22 protein-coding genes are annotated in these 26,496 nt (G+C 62.0%); 7 read left to right on the forward strand and 15 right to left on the reverse strand.

From position 1 onward, the window contains the following. Positions 1-4 precede the first annotated feature (4 nt). The 3 genes from ccoN to C5L14_RS01025 all read right to left on the reverse strand — a co-directional run bounded on the left by ccoN (position 5) and on the right by C5L14_RS01025 (position 3,425). Complete coding sequence (ccoN, locus tag C5L14_RS01015; RefSeq protein ID WP_105860170.1) at positions 5-1,678, reverse strand: cytochrome-c oxidase, cbb3-type subunit I; 1,674 nt, start codon at positions 1,676-1,678, stop codon at positions 5-7. Between the two features lie 378 nt (positions 1,679-2,056). After that, positions 2,057-2,854, reverse strand: a complete 798-nt coding sequence (locus C5L14_RS01020) for a phosphodiesterase (protein ID WP_105860171.1) — start codon at positions 2,852-2,854, stop codon at positions 2,057-2,059. Between the two features lie 64 nt (positions 2,855-2,918). Continuing rightward, the gene (locus tag C5L14_RS01025; RefSeq protein ID WP_105860172.1) at positions 2,919-3,425 is read right to left on the reverse strand and encodes a DUF2165 family protein; all 507 of its coding nucleotides are present in this window, start codon (positions 3,423-3,425) and stop codon (positions 2,919-2,921) included. 39 nt (positions 3,426-3,464) lie between these two features. On the opposite strand from C5L14_RS01025, the gene C5L14_RS29875 reads away from it, so the two are divergent. Further along, the gene (locus C5L14_RS29875; protein WP_146126802.1) at positions 3,465-3,719 is read left to right on the forward strand and encodes a hypothetical protein; all 255 of its coding nucleotides are present in this window, start codon (positions 3,465-3,467) and stop codon (positions 3,717-3,719) included. 86 nt (positions 3,720-3,805) lie between these two features. On the opposite strand, the gene C5L14_RS01030 is transcribed toward C5L14_RS29875, so the two are convergent. Genes C5L14_RS01030 through C5L14_RS01040 form a run of 3 tightly spaced genes read right to left on the reverse strand, consistent with a single transcriptional unit; the run spans position 3,806 to position 6,763 of the window. Then, a complete protein-coding gene (locus C5L14_RS01030; RefSeq protein ID WP_105860173.1) occupies positions 3,806-4,537 on the reverse strand; it encodes an aspartate/glutamate racemase family protein in 732 nt (243 codons plus the stop codon). Then, positions 4,534-5,856 (reverse strand): dicarboxylate/amino acid:cation symporter, encoded by a 1,323-nt coding sequence (locus tag C5L14_RS01035; protein WP_245197105.1) that lies wholly within the window; start codon positions 5,854-5,856, stop codon positions 4,534-4,536. The genes C5L14_RS01030 and C5L14_RS01035 overlap by 4 nt, the downstream gene beginning before the upstream one ends. A 58-nt stretch (positions 5,857-5,914) precedes the next feature. Further along, a complete protein-coding gene (locus C5L14_RS01040) occupies positions 5,915-6,763 on the reverse strand; it encodes a substrate-binding periplasmic protein (RefSeq protein WP_105860175.1) in 849 nt (282 codons plus the stop codon). 877 nt (positions 6,764-7,640) lie between these two features. Between C5L14_RS01040 and C5L14_RS01045 the strand changes: the two genes are divergently transcribed. Beyond that, on the forward strand, positions 7,641-8,795 hold the full coding sequence (locus tag C5L14_RS01045) for an efflux RND transporter periplasmic adaptor subunit (protein WP_245443151.1): 1,155 nt from the start codon (positions 7,641-7,643) through the stop codon (positions 8,793-8,795). Positions 8,796-8,798: 3 nt separating this feature from the next. Then, positions 8,799-11,969 carry an efflux RND transporter permease subunit gene (locus C5L14_RS01050; protein ID WP_105860177.1) on the forward strand — a complete coding sequence of 1,057 codons (3,171 nt, stop codon included), beginning with the start codon at positions 8,799-8,801 and terminating at the stop codon, positions 11,967-11,969. A gap of 10 nt (positions 11,970-11,979) precedes the next feature. Here the strand turns inward: C5L14_RS01050 and C5L14_RS01055 are convergent, their stop codons facing one another. After that, on the reverse strand, positions 11,980-12,651 hold the full coding sequence (locus C5L14_RS01055) for a glutathione S-transferase family protein (RefSeq protein WP_105860178.1): 672 nt from the start codon (positions 12,649-12,651) through the stop codon (positions 11,980-11,982). Positions 12,652-12,797: 146 nt separating this feature from the next. On the opposite strand from C5L14_RS01055, the gene C5L14_RS01060 reads away from it, so the two are divergent. The 3 genes from C5L14_RS01060 (at position 12,798) to C5L14_RS01070 (ending at position 16,265) form a co-directional block, all read left to right on the forward strand. Continuing rightward, a complete protein-coding gene (locus C5L14_RS01060; protein ID WP_181160954.1) occupies positions 12,798-13,709 on the forward strand; it encodes a LysR family transcriptional regulator in 912 nt (303 codons plus the stop codon). A gap of 391 nt (positions 13,710-14,100) precedes the next feature. Further along, on the forward strand, positions 14,101-14,820 hold the full coding sequence (locus C5L14_RS01065) for a response regulator (RefSeq protein WP_105860180.1): 720 nt from the start codon (positions 14,101-14,103) through the stop codon (positions 14,818-14,820). Further along, positions 14,817-16,265 carry an ATP-binding protein gene (locus C5L14_RS01070; RefSeq protein ID WP_105860181.1) on the forward strand — a complete coding sequence of 483 codons (1,449 nt, stop codon included), beginning with the start codon at positions 14,817-14,819 and terminating at the stop codon, positions 16,263-16,265. Before C5L14_RS01065 ends, C5L14_RS01070 begins: the two co-directional genes overlap by 4 nt. 153 nt (positions 16,266-16,418) lie before the next feature. Here C5L14_RS01070 and C5L14_RS01075 read toward each other — a convergent pair whose 3' ends face one another. The 8 genes from C5L14_RS01075 to C5L14_RS01110 form a co-directional block, all read right to left on the reverse strand. Next, complete coding sequence (locus C5L14_RS01075; RefSeq protein ID WP_105860182.1) at positions 16,419-16,715, reverse strand: hypothetical protein; 297 nt, start codon at positions 16,713-16,715, stop codon at positions 16,419-16,421. Positions 16,716-17,442: 727 nt separating this feature from the next. After that, positions 17,443-18,408: an ABC transporter substrate-binding protein gene (locus tag C5L14_RS01080; RefSeq protein WP_181160955.1), complete on the reverse strand. Its 966-nt coding sequence runs from the start codon at positions 18,406-18,408 to the stop codon at positions 17,443-17,445. An 88-nt stretch (positions 18,409-18,496) separates the two neighbouring features. Then, the gene (gene ectB, locus C5L14_RS01085) at positions 18,497-19,777 is read right to left on the reverse strand and encodes a diaminobutyrate--2-oxoglutarate transaminase (RefSeq protein ID WP_105860184.1); all 1,281 of its coding nucleotides are present in this window, start codon (positions 19,775-19,777) and stop codon (positions 18,497-18,499) included. A gap of 131 nt (positions 19,778-19,908) precedes the next feature. Next, on the reverse strand, positions 19,909-21,279 hold the full coding sequence (locus C5L14_RS01090) for a SidA/IucD/PvdA family monooxygenase (protein WP_181160956.1): 1,371 nt from the start codon (positions 21,277-21,279) through the stop codon (positions 19,909-19,911). A gap of 88 nt (positions 21,280-21,367) precedes the next feature. After that, a complete protein-coding gene (locus tag C5L14_RS01095; RefSeq protein ID WP_210203191.1) occupies positions 21,368-22,690 on the reverse strand; it encodes a lysine N(6)-hydroxylase/L-ornithine N(5)-oxygenase family protein in 1,323 nt (440 codons plus the stop codon). Further along, positions 22,687-24,327 (reverse strand): class I tRNA ligase family protein, encoded by a 1,641-nt coding sequence (locus C5L14_RS01100; protein ID WP_181160957.1) that lies wholly within the window; start codon positions 24,325-24,327, stop codon positions 22,687-22,689. Before C5L14_RS01100 ends, C5L14_RS01095 begins: the two co-directional genes overlap by 4 nt. A gap of 4 nt (positions 24,328-24,331) precedes the next feature. Then, on the reverse strand, positions 24,332-24,685 hold the full coding sequence (locus tag C5L14_RS01105; RefSeq protein ID WP_146126803.1) for a cupin domain-containing protein: 354 nt from the start codon (positions 24,683-24,685) through the stop codon (positions 24,332-24,334). Positions 24,686-24,725: 40 nt separating this feature from the next. Further along, a complete protein-coding gene (locus C5L14_RS01110; protein WP_105860189.1) occupies positions 24,726-25,349 on the reverse strand; it encodes a LysE family translocator in 624 nt (207 codons plus the stop codon). A gap of 127 nt (positions 25,350-25,476) precedes the next feature. On the opposite strand from C5L14_RS01110, the gene C5L14_RS01115 reads away from it, so the two are divergent. Further along, positions 25,477-26,496 (forward strand): GlxA family transcriptional regulator, encoded by a 1,020-nt coding sequence (locus C5L14_RS01115; RefSeq protein ID WP_245443153.1) that lies wholly within the window; start codon positions 25,477-25,479, stop codon positions 26,494-26,496.

Below are 26,496 nucleotides of genomic sequence, written 5' to 3' on the forward strand. Positions count from 1 at the left end.
GTCGTTACTCCGCCGGCATCGAGGCAAGGCTCGGCACATCCTGCGCCGGGACATCCTGGGACGGCGCATCGTGTTCGCCGCTGCGCCCGGTTTCGGCCTGGCTTGTGCGAATGGTCATCCAGACATTGAGGGAGCCCACCACGGCGCCGGCCAGGAAGAACAGGCCGCCAATGGTGCGGGCGATGTAATAGGGGTGCATCGCAACCAGGCTTTCGACGAAGGAATATTGGAGCGTGCCGCTGTCATTGTAGGTGCGCCACATCAGGCCCTGGATGATGCCCGAATTCCACATGGCGAAGACGTAGATGATGGTGCCGGAGAGGGCGAGCCAGAAGTGCAGCTCGATGAGCCTGGGCGACCACATGGCCTCGCGCTTCCACATCCAGGGCACCAGGGCGTAGATCGACCCGAAGGTGATCATCGCCACCCAGCCCAGCGCCCCGGCATGGACGTGGCCGATGGTCCAGTCCGTGTAGTGCGACAGCGCGTTGACGGGGCGGATCGCCATGAACGAGCCTTCGAAGGTCGACAGCCCGTAAAAGACGGCGGCGACCATCATGAAGCGCAGCGTGGCGTCGTCGCGGACCCTGTGCCAGGCCCCGTTCAGCGTGGCGAGCGCATTGCCGGCCGATGCCCAGGAGGGGACCAGCAGCATCACCGAGAAGGTCATGCCGAGGGTCTGCACCCAATGAGGGAGGGCGGTGTAGTGCAGGTGGTGCGAGCCAGCCCACATATAGAGGAAGGTGATGCCCCAGAAGCTGATGATCGAGAGCCGGTAGGAAAAGATCGGCCGGCCCGCGCGCTTGGGCAGATAGTAATACATCATGCCCAGGAAGCCGGAGGTCAGGAAGAAGGCCACCGCATTGTGGCCGTACCACCACTGCGTCATGGCATCCTGCACGCCCGAGAACAGCGAGTAGCTCTTGGTCGAGCCGAGGGAAAGCGGCACGGCGAGATTGTTGACGATATGCAGCACCGCCACGACCAGGATGAAGGCCATGTAGTACCAGTTGGCGACGTAGATATGCGGTTCCTTGCGGCGCGCGAGCGTGCGGATGAAGATCAGGAAATAGACGACCCACACGATGACCAACCAGAGGTCCGCATACCATTCCGGCTCGGCATATTCCTTGGATTGGGTCACGCCCATCAGGTAGCCGCTGGCGGCGACGACGCAGAACAGATTGTAGCCGAGCAGCACGAACCAGGGGCTGACCTGGTCCGGCAGCCGGGCGCGCGAGGTCCGCTGCAGGACGTGGAAGGAAGTCGCGATCAGCGCATTGCCGCCGAAGCCGAAAATGACCCCGCTGGTGTGAACCGGGCGAAGCCGGCCGAAACTCGCCCAGGCGGCGTCGAAGGTGAGATCCGGCCAGGCCAGGAGTGCGGCCACCCAGACCCCGACGAACATGCCGATGACGGCCCAGATCATGGTGAGGACGATGCCGACCCGGGTCGGATCGTCGTAATATTCCTCCAGGCGCGACGCCGTCGGCTCGGGATCGAAGTAATGCCCGATCAATGCGAAGGTGAGTCCCAGCGCCGCGGCCACCACGATGAAACCGTGCACCCCCAGCGGCTCGCCGCGGCCGCCAACCGCCATCGCCAGGCCGAAGATACCGACCAGGACTACAATCGCCAGCGCCAGCTGACGTTCGCTCACTGTGAGGCGGGAGATCATGCCATCGGCTCCATCGGCCTTCCACTCCGTTGCCGGACCGACAGGTCAGGCCCGAGGATTGACGATTGGCAGATCGCTGGCGGTTCTCCCTTGATTTAGATCAACGTCGAGGCCAGGAAGCGGCCGATTCACAAAATTGACGCTTGGCGACGGTTGATCGGTGGTCCGGGCGTGGCAGCCGAGCTTTCGAAGCGGCCGGCAACTGGCTCGCGCGTACCTCGGTGACATCGCCGCCGTCGACGAGCGTCTGGTGCAAGAATGTCCACTGGCTTTTCGACGCTCTCCGCTGAACGGCAGGCGCGTGTGGCCCCGGAGCGAAGTTCATACGTCGGAAAGGACTGCGTAAAGCGCGTACAGGTGCGAATGCCCCGTTCGCACTCAGAAGAAGGGCATCGGTCCGGGAAAGTTTCCGATCGGCACCCAGTGGGTCACCAGGCCATGCCCAGGCCGCCAATGATGCAGCAGGAAGGCCGGCGGCTCGACATAGGAGGCCGGCACCGAGTCTTCCGCGAGGCGGAGGGCGATGGAGGTTGCGGTGCTCGGCGCGGTCATGAGCGTCGTTCCGGCGAACTGTGCCTGCATGAAACGATGAACATGCCCGCAGAGGACACGTTCGATATTCCCATGGCGAAGCAAGAGCTCGGCCAGTCGCTCGCCACGGAGGCACTTATAGGCGTCGATGAAATGGATGCCGCTCTCGATCGGCGGCTGGTGCATCAGGATGACGGTCGGCTGGTCCGGGCATCGGGTCAGCGCCTGCTCGAGCCAGAGGAATGCCGCGTCATCGATGTCGCCATGATGCTGGCCGGGAACGGTGACGTCGAAGCCGATTACACGCACCCGCCATCGCGCGCCGGTATCGAAATGGAGCGGGCCCGCGGCCGTCGGATACCCGGTTTCACGAAAACAGGCCCTGAAGGCCTCACGCTCGTCGTGATTGCCAGGGATGGCATAAACGGGCTGGCGCAGTCTCGCCAAGGCATGCCGGACGGTCTCATATTCCGCTTCGGTGGCTTCGTCGACCAGATCGCCGCCGATGATCACGAGGTCCGGTTCCGGCCTGAGCGCGTTGAGCGTTTCTACTGCTAGATCGAACATGGCATTGGAATCCACCAGTCCCTGATAGAGGTGACCTTTCTCTCGCAGGTGAGGATCGGACAAATGGGCGATCAGCACTCTTGGCCTCATCAAAAGTCGTGTGTCGAGCCGGGTCACGTTTGCGAAAAGGAGTGACGGATCCTCATGCCGTGAGGCTCTCGACATCCTCGTCGGCCTGCATGATGAAGATCAGCACGAGGAGGATGGTGACATAGAATCTGAAGGCGGGATTCTGGCCGTTCCAGGTCGATGATTGCCACATGGCAAACCACTCTCCGCCGATCACCATGAAGCCGAAGAACCAGACGAGAAACCCGATCGTGGACGCGATGACGGCGTAATTCTTGGCGGCATGAAAACTTTTTGCCGGTGCGTGGCGTGCTTTCCAGAGCGAAGCGCCGGCAAGCAAATACAAGATGCAGGTCATGGCTTCGCCGGCTATGATGAGAATATAGGAGGCATTCCATAGCAGTGGATTGCTGATCGACCGATACATCAGGCTATTACCGGGAAATGTACTGTCCATGGACAGGACATGCTTCACGAATTCGTAGTTCGAGCCGTAGTCGGTGATATTGCCAAAGGTGACGAGAAAGGCGAAAACCGCAAGGCAAAGGCACATGACGATCTTGGCGTAGCGCGTGGACATAGGCTGTGTTTCCTCGATTGAGACGGATGGGCCCTTGACGTGAACAACTCTCCAGCCAGCCCGCCACGGAGCGGCAGCATCGTTCTCACGGCCAGTGCGAAGGCTTTTGCGGACGGGGCGGGCATAGGGAAGGCCCTTCTCGCCGTGAACCTGCCACCGGAATGCGTGGTCGGCGATTGGGTGACTGTCTCCGGCTTTGATTTTGCCGTGTTACGTCGCCGCTGGATCTGCGTGGACGATGCCGCCAGCCTGGAGATCACACTCGACCATCCCGCGGGTCGCGGCCCACGCTGACAGGGCGTGCGGATCTGCCTTCGCCGTCCGGCAAAATCGCTTTGCGGCATCGGGTCTCCATCGAGAAGCTCGGACATCCGAACACCTCAGGCGGTATTGCGCATGCGATCTGGATTGCGAAGTCGTTGAACACAGGTCAGGGCGAGGGCTCGCGAGGCGTCGACCACCAGCATGCCCTCCGGCACCACATCTTCCGCCGCGACGGGAAGCTCCGTACAGGCGAGAATGACCGCTTCCAGGCCCTCGTCCCTGCAGCGCGCGAAAGCCGACGCGCAGGCATCTTTCGCCTGTTCGAGGTTCCCCAATTTTACCTGGCGGATCGCATCGTCGACGGCGTTCTGGAAGGTTGGCGCCGCGGGATTACGGCAAGTGAAGCCCGCCTCCTCCAGGCGTTTCTGGTAGAAACCCGACCGCAGGGTCCCTCGGGTCGCCATCACGGCGGCGCGGTTCCCCTTGTACCGGCGATGCAACTCGTCGATTGCCGCATCCGCGATGTGAACGATTTCGGCTCTGGAGCCGGCAGACAGGGCATCGTACCAGTGATGGGCCGTGTTGCAGGCGATGGCGATGATTTCGACGTTGAGACTGTTGAGCATCTCGACCGCTTCGAGCAGCCAGGGGAGGGGCCTGTCGCTGCCCTCGCGGATCGCTGCCGACCGGTCCGGTATCTGCGGCACGCTCAGGATCGCCATGGAGATATGGTCGGCATCGTTTTCGGCCGGAACCGCGTCGATCGTCTTGCGATAGAAATCCGCTGTGGCAAGCGGACCGAGACCGCCGACGACGCCGAGGCGTGGCCGCAGGAGCCGCCCGGTCATGCCGCGGCTTCCGCTTTGGGCACGTTGAGGGCGAAGCCTTCGCTCTCATCGATCGGATGCTGCGCCGAATCCCTGGGCGCGATCGCCGCCGTCGCCGCGGCGATGGTCGATACGACCGTCAGCGTCCGCATGGTATCGGTCAGCGCGTCGATGGTGAGAAACAGCACGAAGGGCGCCTCGAACGGCAGATTGAGATGGGCGCACAGGATCGCCATCTGCGACAGCGTGACCGCGCCGCTCATCCCGGCGGTGGTCAAGCCCACCAGGATCGAAGCACCGGCGATGTAGATATAGTCGTTCGTGCTCAGCGAACGGCCGTAGAGCTGGGCAATGAACAGCGAGCCGCACACGAACAGCATGATCGGCCCGGTGCGCAGCATGGTGACATGGAGCGGCACCAACATCTCCACGACGATGCGGTTGAAGCGCAGGCGCTCGCCCACCAGGCTGATGATCCAGGGAATGCTTGCCGTGCTGGAGCGGGTTGCGATGGCGATCATGAACAAAGGCTGATGCGCCTTGAAGGTTGCCCACAGGGTCTCGCCGCTGCGCAGCCATACCACGAGCAGCGAGATCATGATGATGATGCCGGTTGCGATGGCGAAGGTCAGGATGAAACCAACCATCAGCATGAGAGGCTCGACGCCGGTCGAGGCGGTCTGGCTTGCGATGATCGCGAAGGACGCGAGAGGCAGGAGGACGTTGAACCAACCCGTCATGATCAGGCAGGCCCGGTAGATCGTCTCGAGGGCGTTGGCGAAGCTGACGGAGGTGGCCGCCGGCACGCGGCCGATGCCGATGCCGAACAACAGGCAAAAGACCAGCACTTGCATGGTATTGCCCACCGACAGCGAGTTGAAGATATTGCTGGGGATCAGTTCCAGCAGGCCGGAGAACGCGCCCTGGTCCGGCGCGGCCTGGCTCGGCGGGGCCAATGTCATCTGCAGGTCCGTGCCGACGGGCCCTCTGCTGTTGAGCACGGTGCCAAGCTGGATGCGTTCCTGCACGTCGGTGATGACGCCCGGCTTCAGCAGCAATGTCACCGTGCCCGTGATCGCGACGGTTGCCACCGATACCACCACGATCGCCATGACCACCTTGGAAAGATAGGCGGCCGTTTGCGGATCCCGGGTCATCGACTTGATCGCGAAGACCGTCGCCGAAACGATCAGCGGCAGGACGATCATTTTCAGGAGGTTGAGGTAAGCGTCGCTGATCGGGGCGAGGGACTTGGCGAAATCAGGCAGATAGGCGCCGCAGAGGGCGCCGAGAACCACCGATGCGATCACCGTCCAGGGCGATTGGGAGATACGCCGCAAGCCTGCATTCCAGGTCCACGATTTGTGCTCGCTCGGAAGGGACACGGAGCTCATGGGGTCAGGCCTTGCGCAAGTAGCGATCCACCAGTTCGTCGGCCGTCATGGGCTTGTCGCGTCCCGACAGTTCGAGGAACAGATTGACGAATTCCAGGAGGTGGGGAGAGTCGCGGCGTACGCCGATCGCAATGGTGTCGGTCAGATCGGTCAGAGTAACCGATCGCGCCACGATGGTGAGTGACGGATCCTCGTGCAACAGGCGCTTGATTTCCAGATCATCGCGATAGGCCGCGTCCACATGGCCGTCCCGCACGGCTGTGACCAGTTCCTGCCAGGCCAGGAAAGTCCGCACCTTCGCCTTGGTGAAATTGTTTCGCGCGTAATATTCGAACGATGATCCGGCGATCACACCCAACTCGCCGTCGAAAGAGCGCACGACGTCTTCCGGCTGCCTGCCATCGGCGAGGATCGCGAAACGAACCCGATTGATGATAAGGGCATGGCTCAACTGGGCGTAGGGACGCGAATAACTGATGTTTCGCGCCCGGCCGAGGGTGCGGCTGAGCTTGGCGACCACGATGTCGGCGCGGCCCTGCTCGATGAGCGCGACCGCGCCATCGAAAGTGGTGGGACTGCGGTCGAGCACCAGCTTCACGCCGAGGGCCGCGGCAAGTTGCTGGCTGGTGTCGGCATCGATGCCCTGCGGCTTGTCGTTGCTCCCTCCAAAGAACGGAAAGGACTGGAAACCCGGCATGGCAACGACGAGGGTTTGGCGGGCGAGAATTGCATCAATGTCCCCGGCCAGCGGCGCTGCGGGAGGCCCATCGGGCTGCTCGGGCTGCGCTGCTGCCGCAACCGGCGGAATGGCAAGAACAGGTGCTGCTAGAAAAAGAACGCGCCTGCTGATCATGATGCCGTGCAATCCCGAAAAGAAACAAGACTCACATCAAATTTGAATAAGCAACGAAACCCGGGACTTCCCTGCAGCACAACGCGTCGCCTTTCCAATCTACACTACATTCCTAGCCGCAGCTCGAAGCCCAAAGGAGACGCCCCGTTATGATTCAAGCAATGAATGGCCGTCGATCCGATCGAAACCATGTCGGCGGAGAACTGGCTGCTCATGCTCTCGGTCCGAAACTCCCAAGCCTCGCATAACATTGCAGCTAGGCGCGTTTTGTAAATTTAAATCTAGTGTAGCTGCAGTTGACCTTAGATGATGATTGAATTTTTACAAGGTAGCGCAAGGACAAAATTTCCTGTGAGTGCAGCTGCCTATGGCTTTTTACGCATGACGCTGACGATGCGTGCCCTAGGGGCATCGTCGGATCTTTTCCTTTCGAGAAAAGAGGTCCTTTGTTCAGGCATCTAAAGTTAAAATACACGTAAAGATATATAAATATTATCTAGTAAACTAATAATTTCAAACTTATATAAAACTTGAAATTATAGTTCTTTTATTGCTTCGAAAAATCAGGATGTTTTGTAAAAAGGCTTGGATAAGGGCCATACTGTCGGTCTGCCGGGCCCAGGTCAGCTTCCGAATGGCCCGCTCCCCTGGCTTGAAGGCGCCATGAGCGCCATCTTGGACGGAAGCATCGATTTTGTCGCAAATTGTGCGGCGCAGCAAAATCGGCACATCCTTCGACAAACTCTGCCCTTGGCGGGCACACTTTCAGGACAGGCTTCGAGCAATCTGGCCCGCAACGAGGGCGTTCCGCAGGCGGAACGCCGGCAGATGCAAGGCTTGGAGCTCCGAATTGAAGAATGCAAAGGCAATCATAGGGTTGGCTGGCCTGGCAATCCTGGTGGGCGCGAGCGCAGCCGGATGGAGCCGGTATCAGGCGCGAGCGGCGGTGACGCAGGCTCCCGTCCGTCTCGCACCTTCGGTCGTGGTCTCCCAGCCCCTGAAGATGCGTGTCAGCGACATGCAGGAGTTCGCCGGTCGTTTCCAGGCCAGTGCAATGGTCGAGATCAGGGCGCGGGTGCCGGGCTATCTGGATGCCATCAATTTCGAGGACGGACAGCTGGTCGAAAAAGGCCGCGTGCTCTTCGTCATCGACCAGCGTACCTATCAGGCCTCGCTCGACATGGCCAACGCCCAACTCAAGAGCGCCAGGGCGCAAGCGGAGCTGGCCGGCCAGGAACTGGACCGAGCCCGTCAACTGGCCGGCACTGCGGCCGTATCACGTGCTACGCTCGATCAGCGGCTGCAGCAGAAGGCAGCTGCCGATGCCGCGCTCGAGACCGCACGGGCCGCCCTGCGCCGGGCTGAGCTGGATCTCGAATTCGCGACCATCCGTGCCCCTATTGCCGGGCGGGTCTCCAATCGGCGGCTGGATGTCGGCAGCCTCGTCTCCGACAGTGGCACGGTGCTCACCACCATCGTGGCGCTCGATCCGATCGACTTCGTCTTCGACATGAGCGAACAGGATTTTCTGCGCCATGAGCGCGCCATGAAGGCGGGAGCCATGCCGTCCATGCGCGACAAGGGCGTTGCGGTCCAGGCTCGCCCGGATGGAGAGGCGGCCTGGTCCAATGACGGTGTCATCAGTTTCGTCGACAATCGATTGGAGCCGGGTGCCGGTACCATCCGTGCCCGCGCCACGCTCGCCAATCCGAGCCTTGCCATTACGCCCGGCCAATTCGGCCGGGTTCGCATGGCCGCCTCCGCCGACTATCCGGCGTTGCTGGTCCCGGAGACCGCCATCCTTACCGACCAGGCGACCCGCATCGTGCTGAAGCTGGGCGCCGACAGCACCCTTCAGGCCACGACCGTCGGCCTCGGTCCCAGCCGGCCGGATGGGTTGCGGGTGGTGACCAGCGGGCTCGGTCCGGACGACCGTATCGTCGTCAACGGCCTGCTGCGGGCGCGGCCCGGCCAGAAGGTCGCGCCCCAACCGGGCAGCATCGCAACCCAGACCGCAGGCCTCTCGGAGTAGACGATGCGCATCGCCCACCTTTCGATCGATCGCCCGATTCTGGCGACGGTCATGTCCGTCCTCGTCGTGATCATCGGCATCGCGGCCTTTTTCACCTTGCCGCTGGCGCAATACCCGGAGATCGCCCCGCCGACGGTCGTGGTTCAGGCGCAATATCCCGGGGCTTCGGCCGAGACGGTGGGCGATACGGTTGCCGTGCCGCTCGAGCAGGAGATCAACGGTGTCGAGAACATGCTCTACATGTCCTCGCAGGCGACCGGTGACGGCCAGTTGACCCTCACCGTGACCTTCCAGCTCGGTACCGACCTGAACGAGGCCCAGGTGCTGGTGCAGAACCGGGTGGCGGTGGCCGAGCCTCGCCTGCCGGAGGAGGTTCGCCGCCTCGGTGTCACCGTGCGCAAGACCTCGCCTGACCTCTTGATGGTCGTGCAGCTCTTCTCCCCGGACGGCTCGCGCGATCCCCTCTACATGGCCAATTATGCCACGCTGCGCATCCGCGACGCCCTGCTGCGCCTGGCGGGCGTCGGCGATGTCCGTCTCGTCGCGTCCCGCGACTATGCCATGGTCGTGTGGCTCGATCCGGACAAGGTATCGGCGCATAATCTCTCGGCGGGCGAGGTGGTGGCGGCCCTTCGGGCGCAGAATGTCCAGGTCTCGGCGGGGGTTATGAACCTTTCACCGGTGCCGCGGCAAGGGGCATTCGAACTGAATGTCGAAACGCTCGGGCGGTTGACCGACAAGGAGCAGTTCGAAAACGTCGTCGTGCGCACCGACGCGGCGGGGCGCGTCATCCGCATCCGGGACGTCGCCCGCGTCGAGCTGACGGCGCAGAGTTTCCGCGGCACGGCCTATCTCAATGGCCAGCCGGCCCAGCCGATCCAGATTTTCCAGCAGCCGGGATCCAACGCCATCGAGACGGCGGAACGCGTCACCGCCGCCATGGCGCGTCTCGGCGCGGAGATGCCGAGCGGCCTGCGCTATGCCATTCCGTTCAATCCCACCGAATTCGTCGCCGAGTCGGTTCGCGAGGTCTACAAGACGATCTTCGAGGCCATCGGCCTGGTCGTGCTGGTGGTGCTCCTCTTCCTGCAAACCTGGCGTGCCGCCATCATTCCCATCCTGGCGATCCCGATATCCCTGGTCGGCACCTTTGCGGTCATGGCGGCGCTGGGCTACTCCCTCAACAACATTTCCCTGCTCGGCCTGGTGCTCGCGATCGGCATCGTGGTCGATGACGCCATCGTCGTCGTCGAGAATGTCGAACGCCACCTCGCGGCCGGACTTTCGGCACGGGAGGCGGCCCACCGCTCCATGGACGAGATCGGCGGTGCCCTGATCGCCATCACCCTGGTATTGTGTGCCGTCTTCGTGCCCGCCGCCATGATGTCGGGGATTTCGGGGCAATTCTTCCGGCAGTTCGCCGTCGTCGTCGCGGCGGCCACCGCCATCTCCGCCTTCGTTTCACTGACGCTCAGTCCGGCGCTGTGCGCGCTCCTGCTGAAACCGCATTCAGCCGAAGGGCCGCAGCGACGGCGCTTCCTGCCGGCGCGCGTGCTCCAGGGCTTCTTCGGTCTCTTCAACCGCGGCTTCGACCGTCTGTCCATCGCCTATGGCAGTGTGACCCGGCGGCTCCTGCGCGTCAGCGTTCTCGTCCTCGCCGCCTATGCCGGCCTCGTCGGCTTCTCGGGCTGGCAATTGGCCCGTGCACCCACCGGCTTCATTCCGGTGATGGACCAAGGATACATCATCAATGCCGTGCAGCTGCCGCCGGGCTCGGCCCTCGGCAGGACCGATGCCGTGATGAAGGAGGTCTCGCGCAGGCTCCTCGCCACGGAGGGCGTGGCGAACGTCGTGGCCATCGCCGGGCTCGACGGCGCCACCTTCACCAACGCCTCCGGCAGCGGTATCGCCTTCACCATCCTGAAGCCTTATGCGGAACGCGAGCGGCAGGGGCTGACCACCGACCGGATCATCGCCTCGCTGCAATCGCGTTTCGCCGACCTCTACGAAGCGCGCATCATCCCGATCAAGCCGCCCTCCGTGCGCGGCATGGGCAATGCCGGCGGCTTCAAGCTGATGGTGCAGGACCGCAACGGCCAGTCGCCCCAGGCCCTGGAGGCGGCGGCCCAGCAGGTGCTGGCGGCCGCGGCGCAGGCGCCCGGCATTGCCAACGCCTTCTCGCCGTTCAACACCGCCACTCCCAGGGTCTATGCCGATGTCGATCGCATCAAGGCGCAGATGCTGGGAGTGCCCGCCGGACGCATCTTCGAGGCGCTCGAAGTCTATCTGGGCTCGGCCTATGTCAACGACTTCAACATGCTCGGGCGGACCTTCCAGGTGCGCGCCCAGGCCGATGGGCGCTATCGCACCGACCTTGCGTCGATCGGCAATTTCAGGATGCGCGGCGATAGCGGCGCCATGGTGCCGCTGAGTGCGGTGGCGAGTTTCCAGGAGCGCTCGGGGCCCTATCGCATTCCCCGCTTCAACCAATATCCGGCGGCCGAGATCCAGGGCGCCGCGGCGGCGGGAACCTCGACTGGCGCCGCCCTCGACCGCATGGAGCAGATCGCGCGCGACAACCTGCCGGAAGGCTTCGCCTTCGAATGGACCGAGGTGGCCCTCCAGGAGCGGCTGGCCGGCAATACCGGCCTTCTGATCTTCGGCGCCTCCGTCGTCTTCGTCTTTCTCCTGCTGGCGGCCCAATATGAGAGCTGGACGCTGCCGCTCGCCGTCCTGCTGATCGTGCCCGTATGCCTGCTCTCGGCCGTGAGCGGCCTGCTGATCTTCGCCATGGATGTGAACATCCTTGCCCAGATCGGCTTCGTCATCCTGATCGGGCTGGCGGCCAAGAATGCCATCCTCATCGTCGAGTTCGCCCGACAGGCCGAAGCGGAAGGGCTCGGCCGCGTCGAGGCGGTGGTGCAGGGCGCACGCATCCGCCTGCGGCCGATCCTGATGACCTCGCTCGCCTTCATTCTCGGCGTCCTGCCGCTGTTCCTGGCCACCGGCGCCGGTGCCGAGATGCGGCAATCGCTGGGCACGGCCGTCTTCTTCGGCATGATCGGCGTGACCGCCTTCGGCCTTGTCTGCACGCCGGTCTTCTATGTGTTGTGCCGGCTGCTCGAAGGAGGGGCCCGCCGAAGACCCGTCGCGACCCCGATCGAGGTTTCCTAGGGCTCAGCAATTATAGTTTCACGCCGGCGCTCGCCAGGAAGCTTTCCATGCGGTTGTCGACCTCAGCCTTCGTCTCCGCCCATGCCGGGAACGACTGGAGAAGATTGTCGTGCCAGGCGATCAGGTTCGGATATTCCTCGAACGGAAACTTTGCACGACCGACCTGGGAGAAGGGCGCCGCGATATCGATATCGGCAAAGGTCAGCCCATTGCCGACCATGAACCGGCGGCCTTCAAGATGCCGGTCGAGCACCTTCGCTGCGGCGCGGATCTTGCCCTCGGCAAATTTGATGAGGGACTCATCCTTCGCAATGCCCATGACCGTCTTGCCCACGCGCTCATCGAAGATCGTGGTGGTGAAGGTGCGCCACTGCTCGCCCGACCAGAACATCCACTGAAGCACCTGGAAGCGCTCCTCCTGCGTGGTTCCGACCAGCGGCGAGTTCACCTTGCCGGCGAGATACAGATTGATCGCAGAAGCTTCCCAGAGAATGGTGTCACCATCCTCCAGAACCGGTGTTAGACCGTTGGGATTGAGGCGAGACTTGAACTCGTCCGTTTGGCTCTCGCCCTTGAAGAGGTCGACGCTAACGCGTTCGAGTTGAATGCCCATGATCTTCGCGGCGGTGGTCACGCGACGCAGGCTGCCCGAGCCGGCATCACCATAGATCTTGATTGTCATGACTGTCCCTTTCGGTTCCGATCCCGTGAACGGGTGGCCGAACGCCAGTTCTCATATGCCTACTGAGAATGAAAGCCGCGCTTGAAGAATGCCATCTATTCTTTAACGGAATTTATTGTGATGGTCGCGACGGGAGGGATACAGGGATGGATAAGCTCGATGCGATGCGGATGTTCGTGCGCCTCGTCGAAAGCGGAAGCTTTTCGAAGGCAGCGCGAGACCTGAACGTCAGCCAACCCACGGTCAGCAAACAGCTGGCCGCGCTCGAAGCGCGGCTCGGGACCCTACTCCTCACGAGAAGTTCGCGCGCTCTTGCCGTGACGCCCGCAGGGCAGGACTATTACGAGGCCGCCGTCCGTATCCTTCAGGATCTCGACTTCATCGAAGAGAGAATCCTTCAAGGGCAGTCGGCCCCTTCGGGACTGGTCCGCGTGACTCTCTCCCCGGCTTTCGGGAGGATGTTCGTCATTCCCCGTCTGGCGGATTTCAGGACCCGTTTCCCTGATATCGCGATTGAGATGGAAGTGTCCGGGCGGCACGTTAATCTTATCGAAGAGGGAATAGACGTCGCGATCCGGATCGGTCGGCTCTCGGATTCCGCACTCGTCGCCCGGCACATCGGCGACATGCAGATGATAACCCTGGCCTCCGCCGATTATCTGGCCCAACACGGCACGCCGCAAACGCTGGATGAGCTTCGCACCCACCAGCGCATCAGCTATGTCTACCAGGGAGAAATCATCGGGTGGGGTTTCCAGGTAGACGGCCGTCAGGTCGCAGTCGACGGTGGGGGAGCGTTCCGCACGAACGACGCTGAGCATATCCGCGGCGCGGTCCTTGCGGGCCTCGGCATCGCCCATCATGCGAGTTGGCTATTCACGGATGTGCTGGCCTCAGGCGCGGTCGTCCGAATTTTGGACCAGCATGCCCCACCGCCTTTTCCGATCAGCGCAGTCACCGTCGCCGGGCGGCGCATGCCCTCCCGAGTGCGGCAATTCATCGATTTCCTCGCTGCGATTTGCGCCGAGGAGCCGGAATTAAGGATCGGCGGGGGCTAGAGCAAAGTGCGATTTCTCCGAACCGCACTTTGCTCTCTAATTCCTTGTTTCGACGCGTTTTCTTAATCGAAAAGTCTATCAACTCTTCTGGAAAACGCTCTAGCGCCTCATGGAGCGGTCGGCTCCGGGTAGGTTGGCCCTGCGCAGCAGGGTATCGGAGGACGCTGAAAAGGGCCTTGTGCGGCATCTCGTCCGGTCGGCAGGAAAAGTGTCGCAAGCTATGGCGCGAAATCGGCCCGATACAATTGGATACAGTTCGGGGCGATTTGCCGGGCGGGCCGGTCTACCCAGCCCACGACGACGCCATTACAATGGAGCATGGAACAGGGGGCGATCGGTGCATCGCAAGGAGCCGGTCTTGTCCCGCTCGCCCTAGGCCGGAGTGTCACCCATGGAATCGGTACCCCATATCGTCGTGGTCGACGACCATCGTGACATTCGCGACCTCGTCGGCAAATATCTCGCCCAGCATGGCTACCGCGTCAGCGTGGCCGAAAACGCTGCGGCGCTGCGGCGTCTGCTGGAGCGCAATGCGCCCGACCTCATCATCCTCGACGTGATGATGCCTGGCGAGGACGGCTTGAGCGTTTGCCGCCATCTGCGCAGCACCACGGTGGTGCCGATCATTTTCCTCACCGCCATGGTCGATGACACCGACAGGATCATCGGTCTCGAAATGGGGGCGGACGACTATCTCACCAAGCCGTTCAATCCGCGCGAATTGCTGGCGCGGATCAAGGCGGTGCTGCGCCGGGTCAACAGCCTGCCGCCCCAGCGCGGTGCCTTGAAGGCCAAGACCCTGCGCTTCGATCGCTGGCAGCTCAATGTCGGCCGCCGCGAGCTTGCCGGTTCGGACGGTGTCGCCATTCCCCTGAGCACGGCCGAGTTCCGGCTACTGACGGCCTTCCTCGACCATGCCGGCCTGGTGCTGAGCCGCGATCAATTGCTCGATCTCACGGTCGGCCGGGCCGCCGACACATTCGACCGGAGCATCGACAACCAGGTCAGCCGGCTGCGCAAGAAGATCGAGTCCGACCCGAAAAACCCCATGCTCATCAAGACCCATTGGGGCGGCGGCTACAGTTTCACCGCGGAGGTCGAACAGGCATGATGGCCTTGTGGCGGCGCAGCCTGGCTGCCCAGATCATAACATTCATGCTGCTGGCCCTGGCGGTATCGCAGGGCATCGGCTTTCTCGTCTCCTGGGACGAGCGCGGCCAGGCCATGCGCGCGGCGGCCAAGGGCGAGTTCTTCAGCCGGGCTGCTTCGCTGGCTTTGTCGTTGAATGCGACGCCGGATGCGGTCCATGGCGACATCCTTGCCGTCAGCGGCACCATTTATTCGCGCTTCTGGTTGTCCACCCAGGAGCCAGTCGACGCGACGGCCTGGGCCAAGGACGCCTGGAAGCGCCTTCACGAGCCCCTCCCGCCCGCCAAAATGCCCGGCCATCCCAAGCCGAACCGTGGCCCGGCCATGGCGACCGTCCCGGAAATACCAACCGGCGCCGCTTTCGCCAGCGAACCGTCCCGCTGGATGGAGATCGCACCCCAGTCCTGGCTGCTCGCCCGCCCGGCCAAGTTCCAATATCTCGACACCGCGATCGGCATGGGCCTGGCCGTCCAGCTCGACCGGGGCATGTGGCTCAACGCCGCTTACGCCAAGAACTATCATAACGCCTTCTGGACCTCGCAATCGGCCCTTTCTCTCGGCATCACGGCGCTGGTACTGTCGGTCATTGCCGTGTTGGTGGCCCGCGGCATCGCCCGGCCGATGCGGCGCCTGGCAACCGCGGCGGAACTGCTCGGGCGAGGCGAGGCCGTGCCGCCTTTGCCGGAGTCCGGGCCTGACGACATCCGCCAGACCGCCGAGGCCTTCAACCGCATGCAGGCCCGGCTGCAGCGCTTCGTCGAAGACCGCACCCGCATGCTCGCGGCCATCGGACATGATTTGCGCACGCCGCTGACCTCCTTGCGCCTGCGAGCCGAATTCGTCTCCGACCCGGAGATCCAGGACAAGATGCTCAAGACCATTGCCGAGATCCAGACCATGACGGAATCGGCGCTGGCCTTCGCGCGCGAGCAGGCAACGGCCGAGACAACCCGCACGGTCGATCTCTCCGCCCTGGTGGAAAGTCTGTGTGACGATCTGGTCGAGATCGGCCAGAACGTGGCCTTTCTCGATGGTCCGAAGATCAGTTATCGCTGTCGCCCCGATGCGCTGCGGCGGGCCGTCCGCAATCTGGTCGAGAATGCCGTGCGCTATGGCGAGCGCGCGCGGGTCACGCTGGCGCGCTCGGCCGAGAGCATCGACATCGTCATCGAGGACGACGGGCCGGGCATACCCGAGGGCGTCGGCGACCAGGTTTTCGCTCCCTTCTTCCGTCTCGAGCATTCGCGCAACCGCGAGACGGGGGGAGTAGGACTTGGCCTCTCGATCGCCCGGGCCATCGCCCGCCACCATGGCGGGGACATCCGGCTCTTCAACCAGGCCAAAGGCTTGCGGGCGGTGATCGGTCTGCCGCTCGTCACGGCCCGCAATGCCCGGGCCAGGGCTTGACCCGCCAGGCATCGGCGTCGTCTTCCCCGGCCGCATGTGAGGCAGAATCCCTGCCTGGAGCAAAGCGCGATTCGTTGAACCGCACTTTCTCTCTATCTTTTGCTTCGGCGCGTTTTCTTCGTCGAAAAGTCCATCGACTTTTCTGGAGACGCTTTATTCGACCATCGGCAGGGACATGTGCCGCGGCATCGCCGCCGCCGGATCGGCGATTGCAGCGACCGACGTAGGATGGGCCGAGCCTTTGGCATGGGGATCCGGTCCGACGAGCAGGCTCACGGCGATGATCATCGGAATCGAGGCGATGACGAGGATATCGAAAAGCGTCCCGCCCGCGCGGCGATAGGCGATGGCGGCAGGGCCGTCCAGTTTCTCATAGGCCGGATCTCCGACGAAAGGCACCTCATCGTCGACGACCTTCGATCGCGTGGAAAAATCTGCAAAGGATGTCACGGTCTTGCCTCCAGTTGCATGGCACGACCGTAAGCACCCTTTGTCGCGGGACTTCGCCGGCTGGGTCGAAATTTGTCGAAAAGCTTGTACCCGCGCGCCCTGTGACATTTGGATACCGTGGTTCGGCATTGTCCGCCCGGAGCTGTCGCAGCCGGCATTCGTTTGCAGGATCCGCGGAAAGCCGGAGTAGTTCTGCCTGCTCCGGCTTCGATGGAGACCTGCGACACTTTCTTACAAAACAACCCGCTTCCCGACAAACTTGTGAGGCAATTGCCGATTATTAACAAAACAACGGCAATAGAAACGTGTCACCCGATCGGTGTTGATCGATTATAGATCGGACTTGCAATTCCTTTAATGGAAACAGGAAATATCACGTTCGGCGTTGCCGAATTACTCTCTAACTCGCTTTTCTTCATTGCTAAAATCCATAATTTTGGAAGGAGCGAAAGCAAAATGGCGAGGCAAAATGAGCGACCAGATACTCACTGTTATACTTCCAGCCGCAAAATACATTTATATTGTTTCTGTAATATCCTTTCTCACGGTCCAGGCTTTAATCACCTATCGCTATTATAATGGTTGAATAAAGCATTATTCTCATCTTCTGGTATATTTGAGCGGAAGACGTTTCTCGGCCCGTATCAATGATGCGGGCCGAGCGCGTTTTTTTGCGCCTTCCATGGCAGGATCGTCTCTCCATCGCCGGCATGAGCGCTGCAAAGGCTTAGGCGGGCGCCCCTCGGAAATGGCGGATTGCCCCCTTGTCGACAATGAAGGATATAGCGCTGAGGCCGCGCAGATTACCATCTTCGTCGAAGGTCACCGAGCCATAGGGCGTGTTCCAGCTGCGCGCTCGCATGGCTTTCCCGAGCTCGGCTCCGTTCAGTTCAGGAAAAAGCGCGATTGCCTGCAGGGCGACCGTCAAGGCAATGACGGATGTCGGCAGATACCCCTGGACGGGCGCATCGCCATTCTCACTCAGCAGGGCCGAGAGGATCTGCGTCGAGATGCGGCATCCTTCGGCTGCTTCGACCGCCCGTTCGACGAAACTGGGTGTATAGCAATCGTCACCGACGGATATTGTGCAGTCGAGTCCCTGTTTTCGCACACCTCTCGCGACATCGGCGCAGAATTCATGAATTCCTGCGATATAGAGCGTGGAAACCGTGGACGGCAACGCTGCAAGACCGGTATCGTCGGCAATTTCGACCACGGCCGGAGCGTGACCCGCCGCTTCGAGGCGTTGCCGCAGCTCCGCTGCAAGCGCCTGGCTATAGGCCTGACGCTCAAAGCAGATCGCGGGGTGCTCTCCGGGGGGAGCGATGGTCACCATGGACCGCGCCGTCCGGCCATCCGTGCCGAAAGCCCGCAAGACCCCGGGCCAACCCCGTGGATTCAGATGGGGGTGGCTGGTGGCCGGAGCGATGAAAGCCATGTTGCGGGCGGCATAGACGGGGACGGCGGCAACGGCAGCCGCCGCGCTGAGATGTCCGACGACGATGGGAACGCCGCTGTCGGCCAGGCGTCGGGCCGCCTGAACCGCCGCCTTTGGGTCGCGTTCGTCGTTCTCCCAGACATAGGAGGCTTCGACGCCGAGCCAGGCCTTGGCCACCACGAAGGCCTCGAGCAGTTCCTGCGTGTGAGCGCCCCCGTCATTGGCAGCCAGGCCGATGCGCAGATGCTTGTTCAAGAATGAAGCCCTCCGAATGGCAGGAAGCCGGCCATCATGCAGCCTTGACGGGAGCGGCGGCCAAGAGGCGCGCCTGCGCCGCCATAGTTCATGCAGCACCTGCAAGCAGTTCGGTTCTGGACTCGCTCAAGGCCGTGCAGCGGGCGATGATCTCGATCCCTTCCTCCAGAAGGGCCTCGGGCGTTGTCAGGGGCGGCAGTAGTTTGAGCGTGTTGCCATGCGGCCCGCAGGTTTCGACGATGAGTCCTTGTTCGAAGCAGGCCCTGGACACCGCGTCGGCGCGGCCCTCGGTGGAAAAGCGCAGGCCCAGCATCATGCCCCGGCCCACGACGCTCACGCCGCGATGGCGCGAGGCGATTTCGTTGAGCCCCGAGCGCACGATGACGGCATTGGCGCGGACCTCGCCGATGAAATCGCCGGTGAGCCAGTAATGCCGGATGGCGGCGGTCGCGGTCACGAAGGAAAGGTTCGAGCCGCGGAACGTGCCATTGTGTTCGCCGGGCGCCCATTGGTCGTGCTCGCTGCGTATCAGCAACAGCGACATCGGCAGCCCAAAGCCGCTGATCGACTTGGAGACGCAGATGAGATCCGGCTTGATGCCGCTGGCCTCGAAGGCGAAGAAGTCACCGGTGCGCCCGCAGCCCGTCTGGATTTCATCGATGATCAGCAGCGATCCCAGCCGGCTCGCCAGGGCAGCCAGTCGCTGCAGCCAGCCAGGCGAGGCGGTTTCGAGGCCTCCCTCGCCCTGGACCACCTCGACCACGAAAGCCGCCGGCGCCTCCCAGCCCGAATTCGGGTCATCGAGAAACTTCTCGATGATGGCGATCGTGTCGACCTTCTGGCCGAAATAGCCTTCGAACGGCGCCCTGAGGACATTGTTGAGGGGCTGGCCCGCCGCCCGGCGTTTGCCGTTCTCGGCGCTGGCCGCGAGGGCGCCCAGTGATACACCGTGAAAGCCACGCGTGAAGGCGACGATCTGGTGTCGGCCGGTGACCTTGCGGGCGAGCTTGAAGGCCGCCTCGACGGCGTTGGTGCCCGTCGGGCCGACGAATTGAAGGCGGTAGTCGGCCAGGTTTCGCGGTGCCAGGATGTGATCGAAGAAGGCCTCCATGAAGTCGGCTTTGGCAGTGGTATAGAGGTCGAGCGACTGGCAGATGCCATTCTCGTTGAGATGGCCGATCAGGGCCTCGCGCAGATATGGATTGTTGTGTCCATAATTGAGCGAGCCGGCTCCCGCCAGAAAATCGAGATATCGTCGCCCCTGGGAATCGAAGACATGGCTTCCTTCCGCCCGCTTGAAGAGTGCGGGAAAATGGCGGCAATAGGTGCGAACCTGCGACTCGTGTCGTTCGATGACTTCAATGGACATCTCAATCTCCCTGAAGAACGATTTGCCGGGCGCTCTGGAACAAGCGCGTGCGCGGCTGGAGGCTTGTTTTCTCCAATTCTTTATTTCGACGTGTCCTTGCGGCTGGCGGTCGCCTCGAGCCGCAAGGCGCCTCAGGCGGCGCTCATCTGCTTTTTCTCGTCGCCGTGCTGGTCGACCGGATGCGGCAGGCTGGCCTGCAGGTGCGATCGAATGCCCTCGAAGATCTTCTCAGCCTTGTAGGCAATCAGACTGAAGGACTGGGTATCGGCAATGCCGTGTGTGTGCTCGCAATGGCCGTTCATCCAGATGGGAGCGCTCACCCGGCCGGACGTCTTGAGCCTGTAGTCCGGCGTGATGGCGAGGAGGCCGTCATATTCACGCTCCACCTCGCCCTCGATGCCCGAGAGCAGGCGATCGGGCGCGGTATCGCGATATCCGGTGGCGAGGATGACGAAATCCGCCTCGAGCGGGGCAGCAGGAGCCTCCGTCATGATGTCGCGAAGCCGAAGGCTGAGTTGCTCGCCGATCTGCTGAACGGCCTCGATCTCGTGGCGGTCTATGATCGTGGCGTTCGACAGGCCCATCAGGCGCCGTTCATAGAGGAAGTTCCATTCCTGTGCCGAGCATTCGGCGTCGACTCCGGAGAAGTTGGTCGCCCAGGATTTTTCGAAGATCCGGCGCCGGGCGGCCGGAGTTGCCGCCGAAAAACGAACGGCCTCGGGCGGCATGTAGATCTGGTTCGAGAACTGGGACATGTCATATTGCCGGAATGGCAGGCCCCGGTGAAGGGACGTGACATGGATGCGCTCCGGTTCATAGCGCGTCAAAAGATCGTGCATGATTTCCGCCGCACTGAGGCCTGAGCCGACAATGGCGACGTGGAGGGGCCTGCCGGCCGCGGCACGAACGCGCTCGTCCAATTCCTTGCGATAATAGAGATAGGTGCCGGCGTGACGGGCGAGGTGATTGGGAGCCGCCTCGAACTGGTCGGGCAGGAAGGGTTCCATGCCGCAGGCCAGCATCACTTGGCGGGCACGATAGCGCCCCTTGCCGGTCGTAACCGCCAGGGTGCGGCGCTCGCCGTCCGAAGCGGGGCCGATCGCCTCCACCGCCTCGCCATAGCGCACATACTGGCCGAGTTGCCGCGCAGCCCAGCCGACATAGTCGGACCACTCGATCCGGCTTACGGCTCCGCTCCAGGCGCCGTGTTCGAACAGCCTGCCTTGGGTCTTGAGATAGCGCGCGAACGTGAAGGCGCTGCCTGGATCTCTCGGCGTCGCCAGATCCCGGTAGTGGTTGTGATTGATGTTGGTCCCCGGCAGGAGAAGGCCGCCTTGCCAGGCGGTACTCGATTGCTTTTCCAGGAAAACGACCTTGTGGCGCATGTCGGGCGGCAGCGAACCGGCGCGGACATTGTCCTCGATAGCGGCTGCCACGGCAATTGCCGCCGGGCCGAAGCCGATGCAGACCAGTTCGTGCGTGTTGTCAATGGAACCTGTCATCTTGGCATTCTCCACACTGGACATGGTTGGCGGACCGCGATCCGAACCATCTCGAACAAGGGCAGGCTTGGTTGGCTGGAAAGCCCGGTCAGGCGCGCAAGGCCGTCGCCAGCTTCGGCGGAGGGCGTATCGGCGCCCGTCGATCGAGACGCTGGGCGACGGATGTCGCGATATCCCGTGCTCGGATCGAAAGAAGGGAGAAGGAACCCGCATCGCCAAAGCCGTGGGAACTCTCGCACAGGCCGTTGAGATAAACGGGCGGCGCATCCGGTCCCACCAGGCTATAGTCTCTCGCGACCGCAAGGCCTTGGACCGGGTGGAATTCGTATTCGTTGCACAACTCGGTGAGGAGCGGATGAAGCAGCTCGCGCTGGCCGCCACTTCCCAAATCCAGGAACCCGGTGGCGAGGACCACCGCATCCGCCGCCAGTTCGCGTATGGTCTGCGTGTAACGGTCCTGGATGGTGAGCCTGGTTTTCCCGCCAGCCGAGATGCAGCGCCGGATATCGGCGTTGTTGATGATGTCGAGATGGCCCGGCCGTCCCTCCAGACGCGATTCATAGCGTCGCAGATAGAGCTGATTGATCACGTCGGCATCGGCCGCCGAGTAGTTGGTCGATCTCAGCTCCCGGGAGAGCGCCATCCGCCCGTCCCAGGATGCAGCATGGAAGTAGTCGGTAAACTGCGGGAAGTAGATCTCACCGGTGAAGGGGCTGGTATCCTTGAGCCTGTAACCGTAGCCGCGCATGAGGCCATGGATCTCGGCCTGCGGAAAGCGGCCATCGAGATCAAGCATGATTTCGACGGCGCTCTGGCTGGCGCCGACGACGACGATCTTTTCGGGCTGGGACAACTGCGTGATCTTGGGCAGATAGTCCGAGAGGTGGAAAATCGTCTCGCCCAGGAGACCGGTGAAAGGCTCCGGGATATTGGCACTGCGCCCCGGTCCTATCACGGCAGCGCGGGCCAGATAGCGCGTGCCGTCGGCGCAGTCGACCTGGAGCAGGCGATCCGCGCCGGCACCGTGAACCACCTGTAGACCGGTCACGGTGTGGCCATAGGAGACCAGATGCGAGAAATGCTCGGACACCCATTCGACGTAATGCGCAAATTCACGGCGCAGCGGATAGGCGCTGCCGAGATTGAGATAGTCGAAGAAGCGGCCCGATTGATGCAAATAGTTCACGAAGCCGAAGCGGCTCCGGGGATTGACGGGGGTAATCAGATCCCGCAGCGGGTTGTGCTGGATGTCGCTGCCGCGAAGCAGCATGGTAGGCTGCCAGGCGAATGCCGGGCGTGCCTCGATGAAGTGGACGGAGCCTGAAAAGCCCGCTTCGTCCAGCGCCACGGCGAGGGCGAGATTGGCCGGGCCGAAGCCGATACCGATGAGGTCGATGATGGGAGGCTTCACGACGCTCTCCTCAGGGCTGGCTGCTGGTCGACCCAGGCGGCGAGTGCCTGGTCATAGGTCGCTGCCTCGATCTGGCACTCCTGGCCGGCCAGGCTGGCAGGCCAGGTGTCGGTGGCAGTCCTGGCGAAAGCCTCGCCAAGGCGGTCGCTGAAGGCCGGCATCAGGGGGCGGGTTACGAGCGGCAGAACCAGTTGGAAAAGGCCAGCCAGATAGCGGACCTCCTCGATCGCCTCGGCCCGGGCGAGACGGGGCGAAAGGGCGTGTCGGCTCCCGGCGGCAATGCGCACCAGCAACTGGCTCAGATGTTCGGCGATACGCTGGGGGCTGAAGGTCTCGATTTCGTGGAAACGGGCGAAGCGAGCCAGCACGCCGCCGAGGCGCGCCGCGGTCTGTTCGTCGATGCGCCAGCGCTGGCCCGACAATCCCAGCGCCGCGGCCGCTTCCAGGATGCCGCTCGCCGCCTCCCTGTAGGGTCGGGACAGGCGAACCTCGACCAGTTCGTCCATGGCGCTTTGGGTGAAATTCATCTTCTGATATTCGGGATTTGCCAGGGCCAGATAGAAGCGGACGGCATTGACGTCCCGTTCGCGCAGAAGGTCGCGCGCCCAGATCAGGTGCCCCTTCGATGTCGAGAATTTGAAGTTCTCGAGTTCGAAGAATTCGTTGGTCAGAATGGTGTCGACGATCCTGCAGTCGCCATGGGCCCAGGCCAGGGCCGGATGCACGAAGGTGAAGAAGAAGCTGTTGTCATAGCCGAGGAACTCGACGAGTTCGGCCTGCCGGCGCGGGCTCCAGAGGCCGGTCTCGCTGCCGTCGCCGGTGGCCTTTTCGCCCTCGGCAATCCGCGTAGAGTTCACCAGGCCCGGCAGCATTTCCGCCCAGACATTCACGACCTGACCCTCAAGGCCGGTGAAAGGGGCGGGAATGCCCCAGTCCGAAGGGTAGGTGAGAGGATAGTCCGGCAGCGGTCTGGACAGCATCTCGAAGGCAAATTCGACGACATGAGGCCGCCAGATGCCGCGCTTGCTTTCGTAGAAGGCCGTGAACTCGCTTCGGAACCGCTCCAGTTCCAGCACGGCGATCTCGACCTCGCGATAGTCGATGTCGCCGGCGGACCGGCTGGAGGAAACCAATTCGAGGGTGCGCGTGTCGTTGGGATGGCCGCAAGCCTCGCAGATCGCGCCCGCCGTCGGCGACCAGCAGACCGGGCAGTGGCCGGAGACGAAAGATTCGAACAAATAGCGATCCTCAGCCACCGAATAGGGGAAACGCCATGGCTTACGCACGGCGTGGCCATTGGCCTCCACCTTCGCCAGGAAGGACTGGACGAAGGCGACGTGCTCACCATCCACCATGTTGAAGGCGTCCATGCGGATGTCGGCCGCCTCGAGTGTCTGGCGCATCTCGCCATGGCAGGCGGTGGCCAGGCGATCCGGATTCTTGCCCAGGCGCTCGGCCGTGGTCACGACATAGCTCTGGTTGCGGTCGGCGGAACAGACATAGCGGACGCGGTTGCCGCACATGCGCTGGTAGCGCGCGAAGATGTCGGCGCCGAGATAGGGGCCCGAAAGATGCCCGACGTGAAAATCCCCGTTCGGCGTGGGGGGCGTGGCGGTGACGATAAAGGTGCGGGTCATCGGGTCAGGCTCCCTTCGCATCCGCTTCCGGGGCACCCCACCACACGCACAGGAATGCAAGCTCCTCTTCCTGGGAGGTGTTGTTGACGAAATGCCGGGAGAAACGGGGCAGATAGACGACGTCGCCGCCTGCTACGGGACTGGTTTCTCCGTCGACCGTTATCGTGCCGCTTCCCGAGATGAAGATGAACGTCTCCTCTTCGTCGTGATCATGCGGAATCGATTGCTGGCCCGGCATGACCTTCATGAAGGCACCACCCCATGGCGGCGCCGCCACGCCTTTCCAGGGATAAAGCCGGCGAAAGGCTCCGCCATATTCGTCAGTCCAACCGTCAGCTCGTTCCGTCCTGATATGCATGGTGCCCACCTCTGTTTGGGACGGTGGCTGATGCCACCAGTTAGGTGTGGAACACGGGCAGGAACATCCACAACGCTACGCCGATCAGGCAGATCGAGAAGAAGATATTGACACCTCGACCTGACGTTCCTCCGCTAAACAGGCGCGCGATAGCAGCTCCAGCCAACGTCCACACGGCAAAAGCAATCAAGTTGTTGACAGTAAATATTGTAGCTATGCTGAATACATGGCCGACCTTGTCTTCATAATTCCCCATGAATTGAGTAAATATGAGTCCAATGATCAGGTATGCCTTCGGATTGAGCAGGAGTATTATCGCTCCATCGACAAAGCTCGCACGCCCCTCGGTTGTTGAGCCCAGTTCGCTTTGTGGGCTGGCAAATGCCGCCTGGGCAAATTTGATGCCTAGCCACAACACGTAGAGCGCTCCGGCCACATTCAGGATCTTTGCCACATGGGGTTCCGATAAGAGCGTCAGACCCACCCCTAATCCGATCAGCAATGTCACGATGAATGTCGCCACGTGATAGCCCACAAGGGCTGGCACGGCTGCCCGGAAGCCACCGCTGGCTCCGAGCGTTGCGAAGAACGTGTTGCCCGGTCCCGGGCTGTAGGCGAGTGGAAAGAGGAAAATGACGAACGCGACCAGGGCCTCTCCGTTCATGGCAAATACCTCCGGATGACGGTCATAGACGATTTAGATACCTAAGGGGTGATATCCACTATTTCTGGGGGAGCGTCCATTTACATCATCGGGACAGGACAGAGATTAGGTGTGCTCTCGCAGATTTGTGGAGGACAAATTGACCTCATTTTCTGCCAAGACGTCGCCGAGATCTCCGAGAGAAGTCGTAATCCTGGTTACGGAGGACGCGATTACGCTAGATGCTGCAGGGCCGATCCAGGCATTTCATGAGGTTGGCTTGAGGTATAAAGATAGGGCGTACCAAATTACTGTTGCTTCACCATATGGTGGAGTAATCCCCCTCGATAGCGGCATAAGACTGGAGTCAAATTGTATATTTGACTTGAGTGCCGAAAAAATTGATACATTGTTGGTCGTTAGTTCATACAAATTCTTGAATTATACAGACGATTCTGCACTCATAGGATGGTTAAGAAAAATAAAGACAAGAATTAGACGTATTGGATCGCTGTCGATGGGAACGTTTTTGCTGGCAGAGGCGGGACTTTTGGATGGCGTGGATGTCGTGACCCATTGGAAGTGGCGCGCGCCGATGACTAAGCACTTTTCGTCCATGACGGTATTATCAAACTGTCTTTATCTGCGTAGCGGCAATATCTGGACGTCCGCTGGCATGACGTCCGGAATCGATATGGCTCTGGCAATGATCGAGGAGGATCACGGCAGGGCTCTTGCCCTCGACGTAGCCCGAACCTTGCTGGTCTTCATGCACAGGCCGGGCGGCCAAGCGCAAATCAGCATTCCGCTGGCTGCGCAGAGCAGGGACATCGATAGCCGCTTCGGCGCGCTTCACGACTGGATCATTACAAATCTGTCGCGCAGGCTCGATATCGAGGTGCTCTCCGACTGGATGGGAATGAGCCCGCGGACCTTCGCCCGCCAGTACAAGGAGGCCGTTGGAGACACGCCCGCCAAGGTGATCCGCCGCATGCGCATCGAGGTAGCGAGGAGCCTGCTGGAAAAGACGAGCAACAGCATTTCTTCCATCGCGATCCAGTGCGGTTTCTCGGATGTCGAGAACATGCGACGGGCCTTCTTGAAAGATGGTCAGCTCGGCCCTGCCGAATATAGGGAGCGGTTTGCCGGATCGATGCGGGCCGACTAG

The organism is Labrys okinawensis (assembly GCF_002982075.1).
GTDB classification, from domain to species: domain Bacteria; phylum Pseudomonadota; class Alphaproteobacteria; order Rhizobiales; family Labraceae; genus Labrys; species Labrys okinawensis_A.